Below are 19853 nucleotides of genomic sequence, written 5' to 3' on the forward strand. Positions count from 1 at the left end.
ACCTTTTCCAGCCAGGGGCATGCCCATGATTCAGGCCCCTGGCACGGCTGGCCCCACGCCGCCGAACGCCGCATGAGTAGCCTGTTTCGCCGTCACCTACATTCTTGTTCGGAAAAGGTTCAGAAAACCGCTTGACGCCCCTGCCCGCAGCCCTTACATCGCCCCTCACCCGTGGCGGAGTAGCTCAGTTGGTTAGAGCAGCGGAATCATAATCCGCGTGTCGGGGGTTCAAGTCCCTCCTCCGCTACCATTGATCTTGAAGCGTTTTCCCGGTTAAGGTGCCTAGCACCATAGAACAGTTGGGAGTCTTTGTTGCTCCCTCATATGCTTCACGTTTCCGAATAGCCGACAATCCCAGTGCCGAATCGCGGCTCAGATAATGGGAATCCAGAATGGCCTCGACCTGTTTGAGACTGTGGCCCGTCAGAGTCGCAATCTCAGGTGTCGTGCAACTGGCGACAGCAAGCCGTGTTACAGCCGTGCCGCGCAGATCGTGGAACGTGAGTCCATCAATCCCAGCGGCAGCGCAGACTGTTCGCCACGATGAGCGAAAGCCGGATTCCGTCCATGAGGTGGCGTTGTTGCAGAACTGATCATCATCCGGGATTCACGGCGTGAATCTGGTGGGTTAAGAGCCTGCCATGAGCAAGCCCGAACCTGCCCGCTACGGTACGACCAACTGGCAATCCTATAACGACGCGCTGAAGCGGCGCGGATCTCTGCTCGTCTGGCTGGACCGGGACATGGACTGGCCTGCGCCGAAGGCAGGCAAGCCCGGACGTCCGCCGGTCTTCTCCGACGCCACCATCCAGTTCTGCCTGATGATGAAGGTGCTCTTCGGCCTGCCGCTTCGGCAAACGACCGGACTGGTCGCCAGCATCCTTGAGATGGCTGGTCTGGACTGGCCGGTCCCGGACTTCTCCACGCTCAGCCGCCGCCAGAAGACAATCACGGTCCAGCTTTCGTCGCGCCGGGCTCCGGGCGCTCTGAACCTGCGGGTGGATAGCACCGGGATCAAGTTCCTGGGTGACGGAGAGTGGCTGGCGAGGAAGCATGGCACCCACCGCCGGCGCCAGTACCGCAAGGTCCATCTGGCGATGGACACGGCGACCGGCGACATCCGGGCGGTGGAATTCACCTCCAGCCGTGAGGGCGACAGCCCCGTTCTCCCTGATCTTCTGGACCAGATCCCGGAAGACGAGGAAATCGGCACCGTTACCGGTGATGGCGCCGCAGGATACCCGCCGTTGCCATTCGGCGATCCTCGCGCGCGGTGGCACAGGGATTATTCCCATCCGCAGAAATGGCCGCCTCTGGAAAGAAGATTGCCCCGCTGCCCTGGCCCGCAACGACATCCTGAGGGCAACCCGGCGTCTCGGCCGGACGATTTGGAAAAGATGGTCCGGCGACCATGTCCGCAGCCGGGTCGAGGCCCGGATGAGGAACCTGAAATCCTTCGGCGAGCGGATCGCCTCGAGGGACCCCGACCGTCAGACAGCCAAGATCCACATCCGCGTGGCCCTGATGAACCGCTTCAATGCCCTCGGCACCGCCCAGATCGAACGCGTGGCATGAACTCAGCCGGGAAAAGCGGCATTATGTCCTGAAAACGACTTCTGCAACAATGTCGGGTGCATGGGCGGTTGTCGCAAGAAAAGCAGCACTCGAACTGGCTTGACCAATTTGGCTTGCAGGCCGCGGCGGCGTTCTATGCTGCTCTTGGACGTCTGATCGAAGGACGCGAGAGGGGGCGGCGCCCGGCCTGGACCCCAGCCGCCCCTGATCACGCGGATCTGGGGTTTCGCCTGGCGCGGGCTGGCGAGGGGGCCATTCGCGGATTTCTCGTCGAGCATCAGGAGGCCTGGTCTCCAGGGAACGGGCAGAAGCGGGTGTTCGGCGGGCTCCATTCCTTGCTGGCGGGTGATGCCGTTCCGGAATCCCTTCGCCCCTTCCGTCAGTTGTTGCGGGATCATGTCAGCACAACCTGGCCGCTCGGTCCGGGAGACGAACTGCTCGGCGAACCTGTTTTTGAGCGCCGGCATTATTCGGTCGGTGCCATGGCCCGCCTTTTGCGGGTGGAGGCAACTGCCCTTCGGGACAAACTGGGGCCCGACCTGTCCGAGTTCTCGCGCCGCAAGCCGGACGATTGGGCGCTGTTCGATGCCAGGAAGGCGAAATCAGCCCTGTCCGACCTGACGGCCCAGCTGACCGACGGCCAGTTCTGTGAGTGCTTGTCGCTCAGCCCGGACCTGTTCCAGGACCTGGCTGGCTGCGGCATTCCTGATGAGGCGCGGTGCGAAAACGATCGGGGCTGGGATGTGTTTGCAGGTCAGGGGATCGTCGAGCAGCTGCTTCTGGGGGCTCAGCAGGTTGGCCGTCTGGCCCCGGAATGGATGCCTCTCGAACAGGCAGCCGTTCACCTTGGATGCTCTCCAGCCCAGATCGTCGAAAGGATCAGGGACGCCCGGCTGCCATGGGTCGGGCGGCATCTGAAGCGGTCGGGATTTGCGTCGATCCTTGTGAATCTGTCCGGCCATGACGGCGGCGAGATTTCGGCGGAGATGTTTGCCCTGTCGCAGGGGTTGACCTTCAGCGAGATTCTGAGCTTCTTCAGGAAGGGCCATTCGCCCGCTGAAATTGCCAAACGCGAAACCGGACGCAAGGACCGGATCATGCTGACCCCAGAGCAGGTCGCAGCCTTTCATGAGAGTTTCGTCAGCTTTCGCCGGCTTGCTCTGGCACATAGACTGTCCTGGGACGCGCTCGACCAGCGACTGGAGGGCTTCGGCATCGCGCCGGTCGACGGGTGCGTGCGCATCTATCGCAAGAGCGAAACCGGTCCGCTCCTGCAAGGTGTGGCGTCAGCAGGTATATAAAACCACAAAAATTCAGCAGGTAAGCGAATTATCGCCACCCCAGCGTCGATTTTCCTTGACCGGGCTTGCGCACGCTATTGCTTGCTTTTGCGCACTCTATTCCTTTTTCTGGCTTCTGGCTGGCGCATCACACCGTTTTCATCGCCACCCCCGCGACATAGGTCTGCGCGATGCTGCGGTCGTCGCCCATGATCTGGAGGATGAACAGCTCTTCGGCCAGCGTCTCGGCCCGGTCGGAACGCAGGGCCATGGCCGGGGTGGCGCGGCTGTCCAGAACCACCAGATCGGCCATGGAGCCAGGGGCAAGGGTGCCGATCTGATCCTCCATCCCCAGAACCTTCGCATTGCCGCGGGTGATCCAGTGGAAGGCCGACAGGGCCGTCAGCTTCTGGCCGCGCAGTTGCAGGATCTTGTAGCCCTCGTTCAGCGTTTGCAGCATCGAATAGCTGGTGCCGCCGCCGACATCTGTGGCGATGCCGCTGGTGATGCCCGCGGCGCGCAGACCGGCCTTGTCGAACAGGCCCGAGCCAAGGAACAGGTTCGAGGTCGGGCAGAAGACCGGATGGCTGCCGGTCTCGGCCATGCGGGCGATCTCGCGCGGCTCGAGGTGGATCGAATGGCCCAGAAGGATCCGGTCGCCCAGCAGGCCATAGCTTTCGTAGATATCCAGATAGTCGCGCGCCTGCGGGTAAAGGCTGAGGGTGAAATCGATCTCGTCGCGGTTTTCCGACAGATGGGTCTGGATATGGCAATCGGGGTGTTCGCGGACCAGTTGGCCCGCCATCTCCATCTGTTCGGGGGTCGAGGTGATGGCGAAACGCGGGGTGATCGCGTAACGCTGGCGGCCCTTGCCGTGCCAGCGGGCGATCAGCGCCTTGCTGTCGTCATAACCCTGCTGCGGCGTGTCCAGAACCTCGGGCGGGGCGTTGCGGTCCATCATCACCTTGCCCGCGACCATCGCCATGTTGCGGGCATGGGCAGCGGTGAACAGAGCGTCAGCCGATTGCGGATGGACCGAGCAGAAGGCGACGGCGGTGGTGGTGCCATGCGCCGTCAGCAGGTTCAAGAAAGCATCGGCCATGGCCGGGGCATGGCCCTGCTGGGCAAAGCGGGCTTCCTCGGGGAAGGTATAGGTGTTCAGCCAGTCCAGAAGCTGCGCGCCCCAGCTGGCGATCACCTGCACCTGCGGGAAGTGGATATGGGTGTCGATGAAGCCCGGCAGGATCAGATGCGGGCGGTGGTCGATTTCCGGCAGGCCGGGCCGGGCGAGTTTCGCGTAATCGTCCACCGCGAGGATGCGGCCACCTTCGATCAGGATGGCGCCGTCCTCGAGATAGAGGTGGTTGTCGTCGGTATCGGTGGGGTCGGCGTGAAAGCCGAGAATGCGGCCCCGGATCAGCTGTTGCATGGATATTTATTCACCAAAGATATGTCAGTCAGCCGCGCGATCAGTTCGGCGGCGGCGAAGGCGGCGATGACCGCCGGGCGTTTGTCGCTGCTGAACCCTGCGCCGATGGGGCAGATCAGCGGCGTGGAATCGATGCCGCGCGCGCGGGCGAAGCGGGTGAACTGGGCGCGTTTGGTGGCGCTGCCGATCATGCCGATATAGGCGAGATCGTCGCGGGCAAGCGCCTCGGCGGCCAGCAGGAAATCCAGCGCGTGGTCGTGGGTCAGGATCACCACGGCGCTGCCGGGGCGGGCGGCGCGGATATCGGCTTCGGGCAAGGGCGTCAGTTTCGTGGTGATGCCGGGGGCGGCGCGGGCCAGTTCCTCGGCCCTGCCGTCGATGAGGGAGACATTGACCGGCAGTGGCTGCAAGGCCAGCGCCAGCGCCCGACCGACATGGCCCGCACCGAAGACCAGCACATCGGGATGCTGTTGCGGCGTGGGGCCGCGACGGTCCAGCGCAAGGACCACCCTGCCCCCGCAGCACTGGCCGATCTCGGGGCCGAGGGGGATGTCCATTTCGGCCTCGGCCTCGTCCGAGGCCAGCATCTGCCGGGCGCGGTCGATGGCCATGTATTCCAGCTGACCGCCGCCGATGGTGCCCTCGACGCGGGTGGGGCCGACGAACATTTCGGCGCCGGCCTCTCGCGGGGTGGACCCGCGGGCCGATATGACCCGCACACGGATCATTTTCGCCCCGGTTCCTGACGATGGGCCTCGATCGCCATCAGCACGCGTTCGGGCGTGGCCGGGGCGTCCAGACGGGCCGGTTCACGATAGTCGCCGAAGGACGCCACCGCCATATTGATTGCCTCGAACACGCTGATGCCCAGCATGAAGGGTGGCTCTCCGACCGCCTTGGAGCGCTTGATGGTGCGTTCGCTGTTTTCCGACCAGTCGGCCAGTTTTACGTTGAAGATGCGCGGCTTGTCCGAAGCCAGCGGGATCTTGTAGGTCGAGGGCGCGTGGGTGCGCAGGCGGCCCTTGTCGTCCCACCAGAGTTCCTCGCAGGTCAGCCAGCCCGCGCCCTGCACGAAGGCGCCCTCGACCTGGCCCTTGTCGATGGCCGGGTTCAGGCTGCGCCCGACGTCATGGATCACGTCGGCACGGTCGATCACATATTCGCCGGTCAGCGTATCGACCGACACTTCGGACACCGCCGCGCCATAGGCGTAGTAATAGAAGGGCCTGCCGCGCCCGGTCGCGCGGTCCCAGTGGATCTTGGGCGTCTTGTAGAAGCCCGCCGCCGACAGGTGGATGCGCGCCATATAGGCGGCGTTGATCACCTCGGCCCACGGGATATCGCGGTCGCCCACGCGGATATGGCCGGGGACGAATTTCACGTCCTCGCGCGGGGCCTGCCAGCGTTCGGCGACGAAGTCGATCAGCCGCGCCTTGATCTGTTCGGCCGCGTCCAGCGCCGCCATGCCGTTGAGGTCGGTCCCCGAAGAGGCCGCCGTGGCCGAGGTATTGGGCACCTTTTCCGTCGTGGTGCGGGTGATCTTGATCCGCGAGATGTCGCATTGGAACGCCTCGGCCACGACCTGCGCCACCTTGGTGTTCAGCCCCTGCCCCATCTCGGTGCCGCCATGATTCAGCGCGATGGACCCGTCGGAGTAGATATGGATCAGCGAGCCCGCCTGATTGAACCATGTCGCGGTAAAGCTGATGCCGAATTTCACCGGGGTCAGCGCGATGCCCTTGCGGATCACCCCGCCCTTCGCATTCCAGTCCAGCACCGCCTGACGGCGCGCGTGATAATCGCTGGAGGCCTCGATCTCCTGAAAGATGCGGGGCAGGATCTGGTCGTTGACCTCTTGATGATAGGGGGTCAGCTGCCCGTTCTGGTAAAGGTTCAGCTTGCGGATTTCCAGCGGGTCGCGGCCAAGCGCATAGGCGATTTCCTCGGTGATGCGTTCGGCGACGATCACGCCCTGCGGGCCGCCGAAGCCGCGAAAGGCGGTATTGCTGACGGTATTGGTCTTCATCGGATGCGAACTGACGCGCACATCCGGGTAATAATAGGCGTTGTCGGCATGGAACAGCGCCCGGTCCGTCACCGGCCCCGACAGGTCCGAGGAAAAGCCGCAACGGGCATACCAGTCACCCTCGACCGCCAGAATCCGGCCATCGTCGTCAAAGCCGACCTCGTAATCCACGACGAAATCGTGGCGCTTGCCGGTGGCGGTCATGTCGTCATCGCGGTCGGGACGGATCTTGACCGCGCGGCCCCATTTCCGGGCGGCCATGGCGGCGACGGCGGCAAACAGGTTCATCTGCGTTTCCTTGCCGCCGAACCCACCGCCCATGCGGCGCACATTCACCACCACCGAATGGTTGGGCACACCCAGCACATGGGCCACGACATGCTGCACCTCGGACGGGTGCTGGGTCGAGACGTTGATGACCACGTCATCATCCTCGCCCGGCACGGCCATCGCGATCTGGCCCTCCAGATAGAAGTGATCCTGCCCGCCGATGCCGAAACGTCCCTTGATGCGGCGCGGCGCGGCTTCCATCGCCGCCGAGGCATCACCCCGGCGCAGGGTCAGCGGTTCGGTCACATAGCCCATGCCCGCGTCACGCGCCGCGATCGGGTCCAGCGCATGGGGCAGCGCCTCGTATTCGATCCTGGCCTTATGGGCGGCGCGGCGAGCCTGATCGCGGGTCTCGGCGATCACGGCAAAGACCGGCTGACCCCAGAACAGCACCACCCCATCGGCAAAGATCGGGTCGTCATGCTTGCCATTGGCCGACACATCGTTGTCGCCCGGAATGTCGGTGGCGGTCATCACGTCGATCACGCCCGGCGCGGCGCGCACCGCGTCCAGATCCATGCGGACGATCCGGCCATGGGCGCATTGCGACAGGCCCAGACAGGCATGCAGCAAGCCATGCGGCTCGGTCAGGTCGTCGGTGTAATCCGCCCTGCCCTGCACCTGCTTGATGGCGGAATCGTGGATCGTGTCGGTATGGGCAAGGCCCCGGATGGTGGTTTCGTCCTTCATGGTCATTCTCCCACCGCATATTGCAGCCGCACGGGCAGATCGGGTTCGGATTGTTCCAGCCAGAAGCGGCGGAAAAGGTTGGCCGCCACCGTCCGGCGATAATCGGCACTGGCCCGCCAGTCGGACAACGGCTGGAAATCATCAGCCACGGCCCGCGCCGCCGCGTCGAAACTGTCGGCGGTGAAAGGCTGGCCGGTCAGCGCGGCCTCGGCTTTGCCAGCGCGTTTCGGCGTGGCGGCCATGCCGCCGAAGGCCACACGAGCATCGGTGATGATACCATTTTCAACGCTGACGCAAAAGCCGGTGGCGACGGCGGTGATGTCGCTGTGGCGGCGTTTGCTGACCTTGTAGGCGGCGATTTTCGCATCGGACCGCGTGGGGATGATGACGGTTTCCACGAATTCACCCGGCGCGCGGTCCTGCTTGCCGTAATCGATGAAGAAATCCTCCAGCGCGATTTCACGCCGCGCCGCGCCCTTGCGCAGCACGATCCGCGCGCCAAGCGCGATCAGCAAGGGCGGCATGTCCCCAATGGGCGAGCCATTGGCGATATTCGCGCCGATCGTGCCCATATTGCGCACCTGCCAGCCCGCGATCCGCAGCAGGTAATCGTAAGCCTGCGGCAGATGCTGGCGAAACAGCGGCGCGGCCTCGGAATAGGTCACGCCCGCGCCCAGACGCATCTCGTCCCCGGTGACGGTCACGTCCTTCATCAGATGGCCGATGAACACCGCAGGAGAGATGTCGCGCAGGAACTTGGTCACCCACAGCCCGACATCGGTGGCACCGGCAACAATGGTCGCCTTGGGGTTTTCCTCCAGCACCGCGGCCAGATCGTCGGTATCGGCGGGAATGACGGCGCGTTCGCCGCCCTTGGACAGCTCGACCCGGCCGCCCCGCATGTCGCGCAGCCTGGCCGCCACCGTCTCGCGTTCCGCGGCCAGCGCGTCCATCGCCTGCCCGCCCGCGCGGCCTGCGGCCAATGCGGCGTTGATGATCGGCTCGTATCCGGTGCAGCGGCACAGATTGCCTTGCAGCGCGTTCTCGATATCGGTGACGCCGGCATCCGGCTGTGTCATCCACAGCCCATAAAGCGCCATCACGATGCCCGGCGTGCAGAACCCGCATTGGCTGCCGTGGTTTTCCACCATCGCCTGCTGGATCGGGTGCAGCTCGCCTTCCGGTCCCTTCAGATGTTCGATGGTGACGATATGGCAGCCGTGGCAGGATGCCAGAAAGCGGATGCAGGCATTGATCGGCTCATAGATCAGCCCGGCATCCGTCAGCCGTCCCAGCATGACCGTGCAGGCGCCGCAATCGCCCTCGGCGCAGCCTTCCTTGGTGCCGGTCAGGCGGCGGTTGATGCGCAGGAAATCCAGCAGGGTTTCCGAGGCGCCGACCTCGGTCAGCCGGACATCCTGACCGTTCAGCAGAAATTGCAGGCTGGGCATCATGGCGTTCCTTGTGGCTGTGAACCCGTTCAACGACAGGGTAAGCCGGAAAAAGTCATTGCGAAATCACTTCTGACACGGAAGACTTTACATAAATCATTGAAAGCGACCCATTGCCATGTCCTATCTGGAAAGCCTGCGCGTGTTCGTCCGCGTCGTCGAACTGGGCTCTATCACGGCCGGGGGCCGGGATTTGCGGCTGTCCCCCGCCGTTGCCTCGAACCGCGTCAAGGATCTGGAGCAGCGTTTCGGCGTCCGTCTGCTGAACCGCACCACCCGGAAACTGACCCCGACCGAGATCGGCCGCAGCTTCTATGACCATGCCCGCCGCGTCATCGACACGTTGGACGAGGCCGAGGCGATGGTCAGCAGTTTCTCGGGCAAGCCGCAGGGGGTGATTCGGCTGACCGCGCCGCTGGGGCTGGGCAGGCGACTGATCGCGCCGCTGATCCCGCCCTTCTGCGAGGAAAACCCCGGCATCGACATCCGGCTGCGGTTGTCGGATCGCAGCATCAACATCGTCGAGGACGCCATCGACCTGGCCTTCTTTCTGGGTCAGCCCGCCGATTCCGCACTGAAATGGCGCAAGATCGCGGATTGCCCGCGGCTGCTGGTCGCCTCGCCCGATTATCTGGAACGGCACGGCACGCCGTCAGGCCCCGGCGATCTGGCCGATCACAACTGCCTGCTGCTGCGCTATCCGCGCAGCCCGGAATATTTCTGGGTGCTGCAAACCCCCGACGGGCCGCAGAAGATGATGGTCAAGGGCCGCTATGACACCGATGACGGCGATGTGCTGCGGCAATGGGCACTGAACGGTCACGGCATCGCCAACCGCCCGCTGTATGAAGTGGACGAGGATATTCGCGAGGGCCGTCTGGTTCAGGTCCTGCCGCAGACTCCGCCCGAGGTCGCGCAATTCGGCTGCCTGACGCCGCATCGCCGCTTGCAGGATCCCAAGGTGCGCATGTTCGCCGATATGGCGGTGCGGGAACTCAAGCGGTTCTTCTGAAGGGGGGCCATTAACCGGGCGCTATTTGTCCTGCTTCTCGTCTTTCAGCGTCTCTTTCTGGGTGATCAGCCGGGCCGAGTTCTGCCCCGACAGGAACACCCACAACCAGCTGAGCGAGACGAACAGTCGCGACCGCGCACCGATCAGGAAATAGATATGGGCGATGCCCCAGACCCACCACGCCAGCCAGCCGCGCATCCTGAAGCGGCCATATTCGATCACCGCCGCATTGCGCCCGATCGTCGCCAGATTGCCCATATGGCGGTAACGGAACGGCGCGGGCGCGGGCTTGCCCCGCAGCCGCGACAGGATCGTGCGCGCGGCATGGTTGCCCTGCTGCTTGGCGGCGGGCGCGACGCCCGGCACGTCCTTGCCGCCAGACATGACATGCGCCGTATCGCCCAGCACGAAGATCGCCGGATCGTCCGGCAGGGTCAGATGATCGCTGACGATCACCCGGCCCGCGCGGTCGGCCTCGGCCCCCAGCCAGTCCTTGGCGCGTGATGCCTGCACCCCGGCGGCCCAGATGGTGGTGCGGGCGGGGATCAGCGCGCCATCGACGACGATGCCGGTCGAATCGCATTCGGTGACCGGATGGCCGGTCATCACCTGAACCCCGCGCCGGGTCAACGCGCCTGCCGCATATTGTGACAGACTCTCGCTGAAGGCGGGCAGGATGCGCGGCCCGGCCTCGATCAGCAGCACGCGGGCCTTGCGGGTATCGGTGCGGCGGAATTCGCGCGGCAGGATGCGATGGGCCAGTTCGGCGATGATGCCGACCAGCTCGACCCCGGTCGGCCCGGCCCCGATCACGGCGAAGGTCAGCAGCGCCTGCCGTTCGGCCATGTCCTCGGTCAGTTCGGCCCGCTCGAAGGCCAGCAGCATGCGGCGGCGGATGGTGGTCGCATCCTCCAGCGTCTTCAGCCCCGGCGCGTCGGCCTCCCACGCGTCCTTGCCGAAATAGGCGTGCCGCGCGCCGGTCGCGACCACCAGCGTATCATATGCGATCCGCTGGCCGGTGCGCAGGATCACCTCTCGCGCGCCGCGATCCACGCCTTCGACCGTGCCCAGCAACGTGGTCACGTCCCTGCGGTCGCGCAGCAGCGCCCGGATCGGCCAGGCAATGTCCGAGGTCGCCAGCAACGTCGTGGCGACCTGATACAGCAGAGGCTGGAAAAGGTGGTGGTTGCGCTGGTCGATCAGCGTGATGTCGCAATCCGCGCCCTTCAGGCCCAGAACGGTCTGCAAACCGGCAAAGCCTGCCCCAATGACGACGACCCGATGTTTCATGGCCTATCCCGCATTCCTGTTCAGCACAGGAATAAAGCCAATTTCACCGCCCGAACACCCAACCTTAGGTCGTGGACCCTAGATCCCGGCCAGCGCGGTGCCGCCGATCTGACGGAACCAGCGGATCACCTGCCGGCGCTCATCGGGCTCCATAGAGGTGATATTGGCGGGCGGCATCGCATCGGTCAGCCCGGACTGGACATAGACCTCGCGCGCAAGCCGGGCGATATCGGCGCGGGTTTCCAGAAACACGCCCTTGGGCGCGTGATGGATGCCCTCGAACACCGGCTCTCTCGCGTGGCACATCGAGCAGCGGCCGACAATGATGTCAGCCACCTGATCGAAGCCCTCGGCATCGGCGAATTTCGTCTCGATGGGGGTCAGGGCGCGGGCCTCGGCCTCTTCATAGGTATCCTGATTGAGACCCATCGCGCTCAGCCACATGATCGCCACGAACAGGATCGTCGTCACCGCCCATGTCCACCACTGATATCCGCCCCGCGCATGCAAAGTGTTGAAGAAATGCCGGATCGTCACGCCCATCAAAAAGATCAGCGCCGCGATCAGCCAGTTATACTGGCTGGCAAAGGCCAGCGGATAATGGTTCGACAGCATCAGGAAGATGACCGGCAGCGTCAGATAGTTGTTATGCGTCGAACGCAGCTTGGCGATCTTGCCGTATTTCGGATCGGGCGCGCGCCCGGCCTTCAGATCGGCCACGACGATGCGCTGATTGGGCATGATGACCAGAAACACATTGGCGGTCATGATGGTGGCAGTGAAGGCCCCCAGATGCAGCAGTGCCGCGCGACCGGTAAAGACCTGATTGTAACCCCAGCCCATGATCACCAACGCCACGAACAGCAGCAGCATCAGGATGGTCGGCGTCTCGCCCAGCTTCGACTTGCACAAGGTGTCATAGATCAGCCAGCCCACCGCCAGCGACCCTGCGGAAATCGCGATCGCCTGCCATGTCGCCAGATCCATCTTGGCCGGATCGATCAGATAGAGATTCGCCCCGGCCCAATAAGTGACCATCAGCAGCGCCGCCCCCGACAGCCAGGTCGAATAGCTTTCCCATTTGAACCATGTCAGATGCTCGGGCATCCGCTCGGGCGCGACCAGATATTTCTGGATGTGATAGAAGCCGCCACCATGAACCTGCCATTCCTCGCCATGCGCGCCCTTGGGCAGCCCCGGCGCCTTTTGCAGCCCCAGATCCAGCGCGATGAAATAGAACGAACTGCCGATCCAGGCGATGGCGGTGATGACATGGGTCCAGCGGATCGCAAAGGCAATCCATTCCCAGATGATGGTCAGGTCGGGGATCAGCGGAATCATCGCTCAGCTCCCCCGATAGGTCGAAAAGCCGAAGGGCGAGACCAGCAGCGGCACATGGTAATGATCGTCCTGCGACATGCCGAAACGGATCGGGATCACATCCAGAAAGCGCGGGCTTTCCGGCGCGACGCCGCTGGCATCCATCCACGCGCCGGCGTGGAATTCCAGCTCATAGGTGCCGGTCGCGAAATCCGCCTGCGCCAGTATCTGGCGATCGGTGCGGCCGTCGTGATTGGTGCGCATCCGCGCAAGCTCGGTCCTCTGCCCGTTCTGCAACCGGTAAAGCACGATTTCCATCCCCTCGGCCGGACGACCACGGGCGGTATCCAGAACATGGGTCGTCAGGTAACCTGGCATCCTTCGTTCCCCCTCATTATCTCTCATCCATTGATAACCGAAGCGGCCCTGCCCGCACGAGACACGATGCCTGCAAGGCAGTCTATAGTTTTCATGTAAAATCCCGGCGCCATCGCAAGGATGCCCGAAAACGGCCCAGCCTTCCGCACCATGCGGAAGGCTGGGAGAAATCGGCAAGGACGGCCCGCAAGGGCCGTCCTTTCATTGGGATCGGCAATCGGCGGGATCAGTGATCGGCCAGCTTGCCCGCCGCGCGCAATTCCTCTTCATCCGCATGAGGGGCGCCGTTGTAATACCAGTTCAGCAACACCGCCGAGATCGCCGCCAGCAGGATGCCCGAATGGATCAGCGGATGGATCGCATGCGGCATCCATTGCTGAAAGTCCGGGGCGACCACCGGGATCATCGCCATGCCGATCGAAATCGCGATGATGAACAGGTTGTGCCGGTTGCTGCTGAAATCGACCCGGCCCAGAATCCGCACCCCGGTCGCCGCGACCATACCGAACATCACCAGCCCCGCGCCGCCCAGAACCGTGGTCGGCAGGCTTTCGACCAGCGCACCCATTTTCGGGATCAGCCCCAGCACGATCATGATCAGCCCGCCCGCCACGCAGACAAAGCGCGACCGCACGCCGGTCACCCCGACCAACCCGACATTCTGCGAGAACGAGGTATAGGGGAAGGTGTTGAACAGCCCGCCCAGAAACGTCCCCAGACCATCGACCCTCAGGCCCGCCGCCAGTTGCTTCTGTCCGACGGGCTTCTCGCACATATCCGACAGGGCCAGAAACATGCCGGTCGATTCGATCATCACCACGATCATGACCAGAACCATGGTGATGATCATGATCGGATCAAAGATCGGCAGCCCGAAATGCAGGGGCGTGATGACGGCGAACCAGCTTGCGGTGCCCAGATGCTCGAAATTCATCATCCCGAAGGCACCGGCGACGACGCCACCCACGGCAATGCCGATCAGCACCGCAATATTCGACAGGAACCCCTTGCCGAAGCGCGACACCAAAAGGATCGTGCCCAGCACCAGCACCGCGATCAGGATATTGCTGCCCGAGGCATAAAGCGGGTTCTGCACCGTCGGTGCCAGCGTCACCCCTTCGGGCACCCCGCCCGAGGCGACCACCCCGTCCAGCCAGACCTGATGCGCGGGATCGACCAGCGACGGCGCGGTGGGGCCGACCTGCAACCCGAAGATCCAGTTGATGCCGATGGGCATCAGGCTGATACCGATGGCAAGGATCACCGTGCCCGTCACCACCGGTGGAAAGAACCGCAGCATCCGGCTGATCGCCGGTGCCAGCAGGATCGAGATCAGCCCCGCTGCCATGATCGCGCCGAACAGGGCGCGTGCGCCTTCGGTCCCCGGCATCTGCTGGGCAATCGCCACCATCGGGCCGACCGCGGCAAAGGTCACCCCCATCATCACCGGCAGCTTGATGCCGAAATATTGCGTCATCCCAAGGCTCTGGATCAGCGTCGCGATACCGCAGACGAACAGGTCGGCCGAGATCAGGAACGCCACTTCCTCGGGCGAAAGCTGCAGGGCGCGGCCAACGATCAGCGGAACCGCGATGGCTCCGGCATACATGACCAATACATGCTGAAAGCCCAGTGTGATCAGTTTGGGCGTCGGGATGCGTTCATCCACTGGATGAACGCCCCCGGCATTGAAGGTTGGATTTGGTGTTGTATCAGACATCGCGGACCTCCCCTTCCACTTCGTCGGCTTTCACTCAGATGGCGACCTCGATCGCCTTCCCCTGCTGTTTTGCCAGTTCCACGACGGCGGCGGCGACGGCGAGGTCCTGCAAGCCCACGCCGGTGCCGTCGAAGATGGTGACTTCGGCATCGCCGCGGCCTTCATGCTGACCGTTTATCACCTGACCCAACGCGATCACGTCGCCTTCGGAAATCAGTTTCTGCGCTGCAGCGTGCTGGAATTCACCGATGCTGACGGATTGGGCAACCTCGTCGGTGAACAGGCGCGACCGGGCGACCAGCACCGGATCCAGTTCCTGCTTGCCCTTGGTGTCGGTGCCCATCGCGGCAATATGGGTCGGCCCCGTCACATGAGCGTCCAGCAGCAGCGGCTCGAAGGCCGAGGTGATCGAGATGATCACATCGGCATCCGCGCCCAGCCGGTCCAGCTCGACCGCCTCGAAGGGCAGGCCCAGTTCCGCCGCGGTATCGGCCAGACGGGTCAGCATCTCGGGATGCGGGTTCCAGCCGATGACGCGGTCGAAGTCACCGAAGCGCACGGCGGCCTTCATCTGGAAGGCCGATTGATGGCCCGCCCCGATCATGCCCAGCACCTTCGCGCCCTTGGGCGCCAGATATTTGCTGGACACGGCGCTGGCCGCAGCGGTGCGCAGGGCCGTCAGCAGGTTGCCCCCCACCGCCGCCGAGACACGCCCGGTATCGGGATCGAACAGGAACACCGTGGACTGGTGGTTGATGATGCCGTGCTTGGCGTTGTTCGGCCAATACCCCCCGGCCTTCAGGCCAAGGGTCATGCCCGCCCCATCGAAGCCGCCCTTGAAACCATAAAGCGCATCTTCATGCCCGATGGCTTCGCGCACGACGGGAAAGTTGCTGGCATCGCCGCGCGCCATGGCGGCAAACACCGCCTCGACCGCGTCAAACGCGGCCTCGGGGGTCATCAGTCCGGCGATCTCGCCCTCAGGAACGATCCACATCAGTAGGCCTTTCCGCGCGCAGACACCGGCCACAGGGTTTCGACCTTGCCGCCGCGCACGCCGACATACCAGTCATGGACGTTGCAGGTCGGGTCGCAATGGCCGGTGACCAGCTTCAGCTTTTCATTAATCTTCAGCACGCCTTCGGGGTCATCGACCACGCCATGCTCGTCGCTGCACTTGATGTATTTCACATCGACGCGGCCATAGATGAAGGGCAGACCGCTATCGACCGACTGCGCCTTCAGCCCCGCATCGACCACCGCCAGATGCGGCTTGGCGTGGGACATCACCGAGGTCAGGATGAACAGTGCGTTTTCCCATTCACCCTGATCGATCCGCTTGCCGTCCTTGTCCAGAATACGGCCATAATCCGCATCCATGAAGGCATAGGAGCCGCATTGCAATTCGTTGTAAACGCCCGAATTGCTTTCGAAATAATAGCTGCCGGTGCCGCCGCCCGAGACGATCTCCGGCTCCAGCCCGATGGCTTTCAGCGCCTCGACCGCGTCACTCACCTGCGCGATGGCGGCGTCGAGTTTCGCCTTGCGATCCTCATAGCTGTCCATGTGCTGCATCGCGCCCTGATAGGCCTGGATGCCGGTGAATTTCAGCCCTGCCGCCGCGTCGATGGCCTTTGCGATCTCGACCACTTCCGGCGTGGTCTTGACGCCGCAGCGGCCCGCGCCGCAGTCGATTTCCACGAAACATTCGATGGTGGTGCCGTGCTTGACAGCCGCCGCCGACAGGTCGGCCACGTTGGCCACGTCATCGACGCAGACGATCACCCGCCCGCCGCTGACCTTGGGCATCCGCGCCAGCCGGTCGATCTTGGCCGGGTCGCGGACCTGATTACTGACCAGAATGTCCTTGATCCCGGCGCGGGCAAAGACCTCGGCCTCGCTGACCTTCTGGCAGCAGACGCCGATGGCGCCGCCCAGTTCCATCTGCAATTTCAGCACATCGACGGATTTGTGCATCTTGCCATGGGCGCGGTGGGCCATGTTATGGGCCTTGGCGTAATCGCCCATCTTCTTGATGTTCCGCTCCAACGCGTCCAGATCGAGGATCAGGCAAGGCGTCTGGATATCGGCCTCATCCATCCCCGGCAGGGCGGGAACGTCGAAACCCACTTCAAGATTGTCGAGATTCACAGGCGCATTCATCGCTTTTCTCCTCAGGTCCAGGGCAGCTTGTCGAGATCGACATTGCCGCCGGTGATGATGACGCCGACGCGCTTGCCGGCAAAAGTTTCGGGGTTCTTCAGGATCGTGGCCAAAGGCACCGCGCTGGAGGGTTCCAGCACCACCCGCAGATGTTTCCACGCCAGTTTCATCGCATCGACGATCTCCTGATCCGAAACCGTCAGGATGTCCGACACATGGTTTTTCACGAAATGCCAGGTCAGGTCCTTCAGCGGCACCAGCAGCCCGTCGGCGATGGTCTTGGGCGCATCATCGGCGATGATATGGCCCGCCTTGAAACTGCGATAGGCATCGTCGGCCTGTTCGGGTTCGGCCGCGATCACCTTCACCTCGGGCGCCAGCGTCGCCAGCGTCAGGCAGGTGCCCGAAATCATGCCGCCGCCGCCGATGGGCGCCACCACGGCATCCAGCCCATCGGTCTGCTCCATGAACTCTTTGGCGCAGGTGCCCTGTCCCGCAATCACCCGCGGATCGTTATAGGGGTGGACGAAATCGCCACCCGTTTCGGCCTGCACCCTGGCGAAGGTCTCTTCGCGCGATGAGGTCGAGGGCTCGCATTCGGTGATCTGGCCGCCATAGCGGCGCACCGTGTCCTTCTTGGCCTGCGGCGCGGTGCGGGGCATGACCACGTTGCAGGGAATCCCCCGCAGCATGGCGGCATAGGACAGGCAGGACGCATGGTTGCCCGAGCTGTGCGTGGCAACCCCCTTGGCCGCCTGCGCGTCGTCCAGCCCGAACACCGCGTTGGTGGCGCCGCGCACCTTGAAGGCGCCCGGCTCCTGGAAATTCTCGCATTTGAAGAACAGCTGCGCGCCCGTCACCTCGTTCAGATAGTCCGAGACGCGGATCGGCGTGCGGCGGATATGCGGCTTGATCCGCTCATGCGCCGCCAGCATGTCCTCATAGGTCGGGATATACATCGGCTGATCCTTCATCACGCGGCCTTTTGCTGCGCCCCGGCGACGCTTTGGCGGTAATGTTCCTGCGCGGCGGCGACGCCCGAGCCCAGCTGCACTGGCAGCCCCAGATCGGCCATGACCATTTCCGCCGTGGCGATGCCCGACAGCGCCATCACATCGGTCAGGCTGCCCAGATGGCCGATGCGGAAGACCTTGCCCGCGACATCGCCCAGACCGGTGCCGAAGGCCACGCCATAGGTGTTCAGCGCGTGGCTGACGACCTTGTTGGCGTCGAAACCTTCCGGCACGCGAATGGCGCTGACGCTGTCCGAATACAGTTCCGGCCGCGCGGCGCAAAGCTGCAACCCCCATGCGGAAACCGCCTTGCGCACGCCTTCGGCAATGCGGTGGTGGCGGGCAAAGACGTTCTCCAGCCCTTCCTCCAGCAGCATTTCGCAAGCGACGTTCAGCCCGTTCAGCAAGCCGACCGGCGGCGTATAGGGATAGCCGTTGGCGGCGTAACCCTTGGCCATGTCGCGGATGTCGAAGAAGGTGCGCGGCAGTTTCGCGGTCTCGACCGCTGCCATCGCCTTGGGCGAGAAGCCGACGATGGCCAGACCCGGCGGCAGCATGAAGCCCTTCTGGCTGCCGGTGACAGCGATATCGACGCCCCATTCGTCCATGCGGAAATCATAGCAGCCGATGGACGACACCCCATCAACGAACAGCAGCGCCGGGTGGCCCGCCGCGTCCAGCGCGCGACGGACAGCGGCGATGTCAGAGCGCACGCCGGTCGCGGTCTCGTTATGCGTGGCCAGAACCACCTTGATTTCGTGACCTTTGTCGGCGGTCAGGATTTCCTCGAACTTGTCGGCCGGGACGCCCTCGCCCCATTCCTGCATGACGACCTGCACATCCAGCCCGTGACGCTGGCACATGTCGATCCAGCGATGGCTGAACATGCCGTTGCGCGTGGCCAGAACCTTGTCGCCCGCCGACAGCGTGTTGGTGATCGCGGTTTCCCAGCCGCCGGTGCCGGTCGAGGGGAAGACAAAGACTTCCGCCTGCGTCGATTTCAGTACCTTCTTCACGCCTTCCAGCGCGGGGTGCAGAATCTTGCCGAAAACCGGGCTGCGGTGGTCGATCGTGGGCATATCCACGGCCTTGCGCAGCACCTCGGGGATGTTCGTCGGGCCGGGAATGAAAATCGGGTTCTGGTTAGACATGGCGTGTCCTCCTACGGTCAATCTACACATTAACCTTGGGGGCTTGCGCTTGCAATTTTTCTGGAAAATAATTCCGTCATCCGAAAATATCAGGGGTTATCGTTCAGGATCAACAGGTTGCACTTTTCCACTTGCGAGAGGTGATTTTCATCCACAGAAATAGGCATTCTTAAGCAGAGGTATAAAATGGCCGAACCGACTCGCCGCCGTGGCCGCCCGCGCAGCACGACCGAAACCTCGGGCACCATTCAGGCGCTGGACCGGGCACTGGATATTCTGGACCTGCTGGCCGCCCATCCGGGCCTGACGCTCAGCGAGGTGGCCGAGAAGATGGGGCAGTCGCCCTCGACCGTGCATCGGGTGCTGCATACGCTGGCCGCGCGGGGCGTGGCCGAAAGCGACACCGCCACCCAGACATGGCATATCGGCCCGGCGACCTTCCGGCTTGGCTCGGCCTTCATGCGGCGTTCCGGCATTGTCGAGCGCGCCCGCCCGGTCCTGCGCACACTGATGGAACATACCGGCGAAACCGCCAATCTGGGCATCCTGAACGGCGATGCGGTGATGTTCGTCAGCCAGGCCGAAACCCACGAGACGATCCGCGCCTTCTTTCCGCCCGGCACCCGCTCGCCCCTGCATGCCTCGGGGATCGGCAAGGCGCTGCTGGCCTTCGGGCGGCCGGAAACCTTGCAAGTGTTGTTGCAGAACGGCGAGTTGCAGCGGTTCACCGACAAGACCCTGACCACGCGCGAGGCGCTGACCGAGGATATGGCCCGCATCCGCAACCGCGGCTTTTCCTTCGATGACGAGGAACGCACCCGCGGCATGCGCTGTATCGCGGCCCCGGTCTTCGACCTGACCGGAGAGGCCATCGCCGGCGTCTCGGTCAGCGGCCCGACCCATCGCATCGGGCCAGAGCATGTCAAGACATTGGGCGCCGTGGTGGCCGCCGCCGCATCCGAACTGTCCGCCGCAATGGGGGCGGATCGATAGGGCGGCCGAAATGGAATGTCCTGCCGCGCAGA

Annotated in this window: 15 protein-coding genes, 1 tRNA gene and 1 pseudogene; 5 read left to right on the forward strand and 12 right to left on the reverse strand. The window is 63.8% G+C overall.

Going from position 1 to position 19853, the window contains the following annotated elements; all coding sequences use genetic code 11:
* The first annotated feature begins 173 nt into the window (after window positions 1-173).
* The 3 genes and pseudogenes from JHW40_RS15340 (at window position 174) to JHW40_RS15350 (ending at window position 2876) form a co-directional block, all read left to right on the forward strand.
* Window positions 174-250 (forward strand) — tRNA-Met (locus JHW40_RS15340).
* A gap of 391 nt (window positions 251-641) precedes the next feature.
* A pseudogene (locus JHW40_RS15345) lies at window positions 642-1575 on the forward strand (IS5 family transposase).
* Window positions 1576-1643: 68 nt separating this feature from the next.
* Window positions 1644-2876, forward strand: coding sequence for a hypothetical protein (locus JHW40_RS15350; RefSeq protein WP_272849002.1), 1233 nt, complete (start codon window positions 1644-1646; stop codon window positions 2874-2876).
* Between the two features lie 127 nt (window positions 2877-3003).
* Here JHW40_RS15350 and guaD read toward each other — a convergent pair whose 3' ends face one another.
* Genes guaD through xdhA form a run of 4 tightly spaced genes read right to left on the reverse strand, consistent with a single transcriptional unit; the run spans window position 3004 to window position 8784 of the window.
* Window positions 3004-4284: a guanine deaminase gene (guaD, locus tag JHW40_RS15355; RefSeq protein WP_090616806.1), complete on the reverse strand. Its 1281-nt coding sequence runs from the start codon at window positions 4282-4284 to the stop codon at window positions 3004-3006.
* Window positions 4272-5012, reverse strand: a complete 741-nt coding sequence (xdhC, locus tag JHW40_RS15360) for a xanthine dehydrogenase accessory protein XdhC (RefSeq protein ID WP_090616805.1) — start codon at window positions 5010-5012, stop codon at window positions 4272-4274. The genes guaD and xdhC overlap by 13 nt, the downstream gene beginning before the upstream one ends.
* Window positions 5009-7330, reverse strand: a complete 2322-nt coding sequence (gene xdhB, locus JHW40_RS15365; RefSeq protein WP_090616804.1) for a xanthine dehydrogenase molybdopterin binding subunit — start codon at window positions 7328-7330, stop codon at window positions 5009-5011. Before xdhB ends, xdhC begins: the two co-directional genes overlap by 4 nt.
* 2 nt (window positions 7331-7332) lie before the next feature.
* Entirely contained in the window at window positions 7333-8784 is a 1452-nt protein-coding gene (gene xdhA, locus JHW40_RS15370; RefSeq protein WP_090616803.1) for a xanthine dehydrogenase small subunit, read from the reverse strand.
* A 115-nt stretch (window positions 8785-8899) separates the two neighbouring features.
* Here xdhA and JHW40_RS15375 point away from each other — a divergent pair, with 115 nt between their 5' ends.
* Complete coding sequence (locus JHW40_RS15375; protein WP_090616802.1) at window positions 8900-9793, forward strand: LysR family transcriptional regulator; 894 nt, start codon at window positions 8900-8902, stop codon at window positions 9791-9793.
* A gap of 21 nt (window positions 9794-9814) precedes the next feature.
* Here the strand turns inward: JHW40_RS15375 and JHW40_RS15380 are convergent, their stop codons facing one another.
* From JHW40_RS15380 to bhcA, 8 genes are all read right to left on the reverse strand, one after another.
* Window positions 9815-11083: an NAD(P)/FAD-dependent oxidoreductase gene (locus JHW40_RS15380; RefSeq protein WP_090616801.1), complete on the reverse strand. Its 1269-nt coding sequence runs from the start codon at window positions 11081-11083 to the stop codon at window positions 9815-9817.
* A 78-nt stretch (window positions 11084-11161) separates the two neighbouring features.
* Window positions 11162-12424: a urate hydroxylase PuuD gene (locus JHW40_RS15385; RefSeq protein WP_419182448.1), complete on the reverse strand. Its 1263-nt coding sequence runs from the start codon at window positions 12422-12424 to the stop codon at window positions 11162-11164.
* Window positions 12425-12427: 3 nt separating this feature from the next.
* A complete protein-coding gene (uraH, locus tag JHW40_RS15390) occupies window positions 12428-12781 on the reverse strand; it encodes a hydroxyisourate hydrolase (RefSeq protein ID WP_090616800.1) in 354 nt (117 codons plus the stop codon).
* Window positions 12782-13007: 226 nt separating this feature from the next.
* The gene (locus JHW40_RS15395; protein WP_090616799.1) at window positions 13008-14501 is read right to left on the reverse strand and encodes a nucleobase:cation symporter-2 family protein; all 1494 of its coding nucleotides are present in this window, start codon (window positions 14499-14501) and stop codon (window positions 13008-13010) included.
* A 34-nt stretch (window positions 14502-14535) separates the two neighbouring features.
* Complete coding sequence (gene bhcD, locus JHW40_RS15400; RefSeq protein WP_090616798.1) at window positions 14536-15498, reverse strand: iminosuccinate reductase BhcD; 963 nt, start codon at window positions 15496-15498, stop codon at window positions 14536-14538.
* Window positions 15498-16664, reverse strand: coding sequence for a 3-hydroxy-D-aspartate aldolase BhcC (bhcC, locus tag JHW40_RS15405; RefSeq protein ID WP_090616797.1), 1167 nt, complete (start codon window positions 16662-16664; stop codon window positions 15498-15500). The genes bhcD and bhcC overlap by 1 nt, the downstream gene beginning before the upstream one ends.
* Window positions 16665-16675: 11 nt before the next feature.
* Entirely contained in the window at window positions 16676-17638 is a 963-nt protein-coding gene (bhcB, locus tag JHW40_RS15410) for a beta-hydroxyaspartate dehydratase BhcB (RefSeq protein WP_090616796.1), read from the reverse strand.
* Window positions 17638-18828: an L-aspartate--glyoxylate aminotransferase BhcA gene (gene bhcA / locus JHW40_RS15415; RefSeq protein WP_090616795.1), complete on the reverse strand. Its 1191-nt coding sequence runs from the start codon at window positions 18826-18828 to the stop codon at window positions 17638-17640. Before bhcA ends, bhcB begins: the two co-directional genes overlap by 1 nt.
* A 186-nt stretch (window positions 18829-19014) precedes the next feature.
* On the opposite strand from bhcA, the gene bhcR reads away from it, so the two are divergent.
* On the forward strand, window positions 19015-19821 hold the full coding sequence (gene bhcR, locus JHW40_RS15420; RefSeq protein WP_090616794.1) for an HTH-type transcriptional regulator BhcR: 807 nt from the start codon (window positions 19015-19017) through the stop codon (window positions 19819-19821).
* The last annotated feature ends 32 nt before the right edge of the window (window positions 19822-19853 follow it).

This window comes from Paracoccus alcaliphilus, from assembly GCF_028553725.1.
In the GTDB taxonomy this organism is placed as follows: domain Bacteria; phylum Pseudomonadota; class Alphaproteobacteria; order Rhodobacterales; family Rhodobacteraceae; genus Paracoccus; species Paracoccus alcaliphilus.